At 67.8% G+C, this 5,300-nt stretch carries 4 protein-coding genes and 1 tRNA gene; 3 read left to right on the plus strand and 2 right to left on the minus strand.

Features of this window, described 5'->3' with window-relative positions; all coding sequences use genetic code 11:
- Positions 1–225 (minus strand): RNA methyltransferase substrate-binding domain-containing protein (locus AACZ35_RS12010; protein WP_339829602.1); only part of this gene is annotated, 225 nt, incomplete at its 3' end.
- Positions 226–247: 22 nt separating this feature from the next.
- A complete protein-coding gene (rnr, locus tag AACZ35_RS12015) occupies positions 248–2,674 on the minus strand; it encodes a ribonuclease R (protein ID WP_339829611.1) in 2,427 nt (808 codons plus the stop codon).
- A 195-nt stretch (positions 2,675–2,869) separates the two neighbouring features.
- Between rnr and AACZ35_RS12020 the strand changes: the two genes are divergently transcribed.
- From AACZ35_RS12020 to AACZ35_RS12030, 3 genes are all read left to right on the plus strand, one after another.
- Positions 2,870–2,954: transfer RNA gene (locus AACZ35_RS12020), tRNA-Leu, on the plus strand.
- A gap of 88 nt (positions 2,955–3,042) precedes the next feature.
- The gene (locus AACZ35_RS12025; protein WP_339829605.1) at positions 3,043–4,152 is read left to right on the plus strand and encodes a hypothetical protein; all 1,110 of its coding nucleotides are present in this window, start codon (positions 3,043–3,045) and stop codon (positions 4,150–4,152) included.
- A 32-nt stretch (positions 4,153–4,184) separates the two neighbouring features.
- Positions 4,185–5,300, plus strand: a 1,116-nt coding sequence (locus AACZ35_RS12030; RefSeq protein WP_339829608.1) for a BCCT family transporter, incomplete at its 3' end; no start/stop codon positions are given.

The raw sequence follows: 5,300 nt of genomic DNA on the forward strand, positions 1-5,300 counted from the left end.
CACCGCGCCCTGGTGGCGCAGGCCGCCGGCGATGCCTTCGAGCGACTGCAGCGGCACCCGGCGCACGGAGACGTCGCGGCGGCGGGCGGTTTCCTCGATCTCGGTGATGCGCGGGTTCTTGCTGCCGGCTTCGAGCAGGACCTCGCGCACGTGCTCGAGATCGTGTTCCAGCGCCGAGGCCACGGCATTGATGCCGGCAACCCAGTTGTCCTTCCTGGTGCTCATGTTCGTGCTTTCCTCACCGGGCTCAGTGCGAGCCGGCCTTCTTCTTTTTCTTCGGTGCGCCTTCCGGCACCACCAGCCTGAAATCAATGCGCTTGTCCTCGACGCTGGCCTTGAGCACCAGCACCCGCACCGGGTCGCCCAGGCGGAAGCGCAGGCCGGTGCGTTCACCGGACAGGCTGCGCCGCAGCGGGTCGAAGTGGAAATAATCGTGCGGCAGCTGGGTCACGTGCACCAGGCCGTTGACCTTGGAGCCGGCCAGTTCGACGAACAGGCCGAAGTTGGTGACGCCGCTGACCACGCCGTCGAACTCGTCGCCGACGTGTTTTTCCATCCAGGCGCTGCGGTAGCGTTCGTCCACCTCGCGCTCGACTTCGTCGGCGCGGCGTTCGCGTTCTGAGCAGTGCACCGACAGCGACGCCATTTCCTTGGCCGAGTAGCGGAAGCCGTCGGGACCGCCGGCTTCGAGCAGGTGTTTGATGGCACGGTGCAGCAGCAGGTCCGGGTAACGCCGGATCGGCGAGGTGAAGTGCGAATACGCGTCCAGCGCCAGGCCGAAATGGCCCAGGTTTTCGGTCTGGTACACGGCCATGGACTGCGAGCGCAGCAGCACGGTTTCAAGCAGGGCCGCGTCGGGGCGCACGCGGATCTTGCGCAGCAGCTGGGTGAAGTCGCGCGGCTGCACCTTGCTCCAGGGCGGCAGGCTCAGGCCGAACTCGGACAGGTACTCCAGCAGGTCGGCGTACTTGGCCTCGGGCGGTCGCGGGTGCACGCGGAACGGCGCCGGCACCTGCTTGGCGGTGACGAAACGGCCGGCCTCGACGTTCGCGGCGATCATGCATTCCTCGATCAGCTTGTGCGCGTCGTTGCGCTCGAGCATGCCGGCCTGGATGACTTCGCCGTCGTTGTCGAGCACGAAGCGCACTTCCGAGGATTCGAACTCGATGGCGCCGCGGCGCGATCGCGCCTTGGCCAGCACCTTGTACAGCTGGTGCAGGCGCTGGAGCTGGGGCATCAGCGAACCGACCTGGGCAATGGCTTCCCTGCCCGCGTCGGTGTCGCCCTCGCCCACGGCCTTCCAGACCTGGGTGTAGGTCAGGCGCGCGTGCGAATTCATCACCGCTTCGTAGAATTTCGAACGGGTGACATTGCCGTCGAAGTCCACCTGCATGTCGCAGGCGAAACACAGGCGTTCGACCTTGGGCATCAGCGAGCAGATGCCGTTGGAGAGGGTCTCGGGCAGCATCGGCACCACGAAGCCGGGGAAATAAACCGACGTGGCGCGCTTCACGGCTTCTTCGTCGAGCGCGGTGCCCGGGCGAACGTAGTGGGAAACGTCGGCGATGGCGACGATCAGGCGAAAACCTTCGGCGTTGGGTTCGCACCAGACGGCGTCGTCGAAGTCCTTGGCGTCCTCGCCGTCGATGGTGACCAGCGGCAGCTTGCGCAGGTCAACGCGGCGGCGCGCTTCGGCGACCGGCACTTCCAGTGGCACCTCGGCGGCCTCGGCCAGGGCTTCGCGCGGGAACTCGTGCGGCAGGTCGTGGCCGTGGATGGCCGCCTGGACCACCAGCGACGGGGTCAGGCGGTCGCCCAGCACCAGCAGGATGCGGCCCATCGGCGGCCGGCCCTTTTCCGGCGGCTGGGTGATTTCGACCACCACCAGCTGGCCTTCGCGGGCGCCGTTGTTGTCTTCCGGCGGGATCAGCACTTCGGTCAGCACGCGGCGGTCGTCGGGCACGACCATGCCGATGCGCGCGCGTTCGCTGTAGCGGCCGGTCAGCCGGGTCAGGCGGTGCTCGAGCACCTCGACGATGGCGCCTTCGCGGCGGCCGCGACGGTCAACGCCGCTGATGCTGGCCAGCACGCGGTCGCCATGCAGGGCCTTGCGCAGTTCGCCCGGCGGCAGGAACAGGTCTTCGCCGCCGTCGTCGCACTTGAGGAAACCAAAGCCGTCGGGATTGGCGATGACCGTACCGGCCACCAGGTCGAGCTTCTGGGCCACGGCGTAACCACCGCGGCGATTGCGCAGCAGCTGGCCGTCGCGCACCATCGCGCCGAGGCGGCGCGAAAGGGCGTCGAAGCGGTCTTCCGCCAGCAGGTCCAGGGCCTCGCCGACTTCTTCGGCGGTGAGCGGGCCGGGGCTGTCCTGCAGCAGGTTGGCGATGGCTTCGCGGCTGGCGATCGGGTTTTCGTAGCGCGCGGCTTCGCGCGCGGCCATCGGGTCTTTCACGCCCGGCGGGTTGCCGCCGGCGGACGGGCCCGGGCGGCGGTCATTGCCCCGGCGGGGCTTGCCGGCAGCCGCGGAGGGCGGACCGGACCGGCCTGGCTTGGCGGCACCGGGCTTGCCGCCGCGGGGCGGCTTCGGGGCCGCCGCAGCGGTTTCTGCGCGGGGTTTGCGGGCACGTTTGGCGGCTTCGGGCTTGCCTTTGGCAGGCGCCTGTTCGCGCATCGAGTCGGGCATCCAGGGCGGGAGCGTCGCGCCCGGTGTCTTTTTCTTGCTCTTTGGGGCTTTTGTCATTCGGCCATGGTACACCGGGGCCCCTGACTGCCGGCGTCACAGGGGTTCCGGCCCGGCCCGGAACCGTTGACAAAGCCCGCACCTGGCCTTAAATTACGCGGCTCTTGTCGCCCTGCGGCAAGACTGGCCCAGGTGGCGGAATTGGTAGACGCACTAGTTTCAGGTACTAGCGGGTAAAACCGTGGAGGTTCGAGTCCTCTCCTGGGCACCAACATCAAAAAACCCCGCTTCGGCGGGGTTTTTTATTGCCCGGACGGCTCCGGGTGGACTAAGCCCGACGTGGCTCGTAAGGTCGGGAGATGGCGACCCGGCCCTTCATCAAAGGCTGCCTGGTAGCCCTTGGCCTTGTCTCGGGCTTTGGGTGTGGCTCCGCGTGGGCCGACGAGGCGCGTGAAGACCCCGGCTTCGACCTCGGTGGCGCCGTGCGCTTCAACGTCGGCTGGCGCGACTACGGCGACCCGGCCGGCAATGGCGACATCGACCTGGAACTGCTGCGCGTGGACGCCAAGGGCGCGCGAGGCCCCCTGTACTTTTCCCTGCAGTACCGCTGGTACGACGGCTTCGACGCGGTTCACCACGCCTGGGCCGGCTGGCGCCTGGACGGCGACCGCGAACTGAAGCTGGGCATCCAGCAGGTACCCTTCGGCCTGCTGCCCTACGCCTCGCACAGTTTCTGGTTCGGTTCGGGTTATTACCTGGGCCTGGAAGACGACTACGACACCGGCCTGGTCTATCGCCACGGCGCCGGCGAACACAGCTTGCACGCCGGTTTTTTCTTCGGCGACGAATATGGCGACGGGGCGCGCTTCGACCGCTATTCCTTCGACCTGGCCGACGACGGCAACCTGCGCTATCGGGAGCGCGAGCGGCTCAACCTGCGCTGGGCCAGGAAGATCGAAGGCGGGGAAACGAACACCGAATGGGGTGCCTCGGCCTTCACCGGGCGGGTGCAGGACCAGGCCAGCGGTCGCCGCCACGGCCACCACGGCGCCGCCCTGCACCTGCAGCACCAGCGCGGCGCCTGGACCTGGCAGGGCCAGTGGGCCTGGTACCGCTACGACGTGCCCGGTGACCGGGTCGCACTTTCGGCCTTCCTTTTCCCCTTCGAAATCGCCGCCGAGGCCCACGTGCTCAGCGCCAACGTCGCCTGGGCGCTGCCGCGCAGCGGCTGGTTCGACGGCATCACCTGCTACAACAACCTCAGCAGCACCCAGGGGGTGGGCGCCGGCAGCGGCGACTCTTGGCAGAACGTCGCCGGCTGCAGTTTCGCCAAGGGCAAGTCCTTCACCTACGTGGACCTGATCAGTGGCCGCAACATGTGGTTCATCGGGGGCCCCGGCATCGGGCTCGATCCCGGCGACGACGCCTGGCGCACCCGCCTGAACATCAATATCGGCTTTTATTTCTGAGCCGCCGCGCCACCCACCCAGGAGACGCACGCATGCACAAGGACACCACGAAACCCGCGCCGCGCCGGCGCATCGTGATGAACCCGCCGGTGTTCATCACCTCCGGTGCCATCATCGTGCTGTTCGTGGCCCTGGCGGCGCTGTGGCCCGAGGCGGCGGAAAAACAGTTCGCGGCCATCCAGGCCTGGGTCCTCACCCAGGCAGGCTGGTTCTACGTGCTGGCGGTGGCGGGTTTCCTGGTCTTCGTGGTGGGCGTGGCGATGTCCGGTTATGGCCGCATCCGGCTCGGGCCCGACCATAGCCGGCCCGACTACAGCTACCGGTCCTGGTTCGCGATGCTGTTTTCGGCCGGCATGGGCATCGGCCTGATGTTCTTCGGCGTCGCCGAGCCGGTGATGCACTTCAGCAGCCCGCCGGTGGGCGACCCGTCCACGGCCGAAGCCGCGCGCCAGGCGATGCGCATCACCCTGTTCCACTGGGGCGTGCACGCGTGGGCCATCTACGCGGTGGTGGGGCTGTCGCTGGCCTACTTCGCCTTCCGGCATGGCCTGCCGCTGACGATCCGCTCGGCGCTCTATCCGCTCATCGGCGACCGCATCCATGGCATCGCCGGGCATACGGTCGACACCTTCGCCGTGTTCGGCACCATCTTCGGCGTGGCGACGTCGCTGGGTTTTGGCGTCATGCAGGTCAATGCCGGGCTCAACCACCTGTTCGGCGTGCCCGTGGGCATCGGCGTGCAGATGCTGCTGATCGCCGTCATCACCGGCCTGGCCCCCATCTCGGTGGGCCTGGGCCTGGACGGCGGCATCCGGAGGGTGTCCGAGCTGAACATGGCGCTGGCGGTGATCCTGCTGGTGTTCGTGCTGGTGGCCGGGCCCACGGTGTTCCTGCTGCAGACGCTGGTGCAGAACACCGGCATGTACATTTCCGGCCTGTTCTCGATGACCTTCAACCTCTACGCCTACGAACCCAGCGGCTGGATCGGCGGCTGGACGCTGTTCTACTGGGGCTGGTGGATCGCCTGGTCACCCTTCGTGGGCATGTTCATCGCGCGCGTCTCGCGCGGGCGCACGATCCGGGAATTCGTGGTCGGCGTGCTGCTGGTGCCGCTGGGCTTCACCTTCATGTGGATGACCTTCTTCGGC

This window comes from uncultured Arenimonas sp., from assembly GCF_963976025.1.
Lineage (GTDB): Bacteria > Pseudomonadota > Gammaproteobacteria > Xanthomonadales > Xanthomonadaceae > Arenimonas.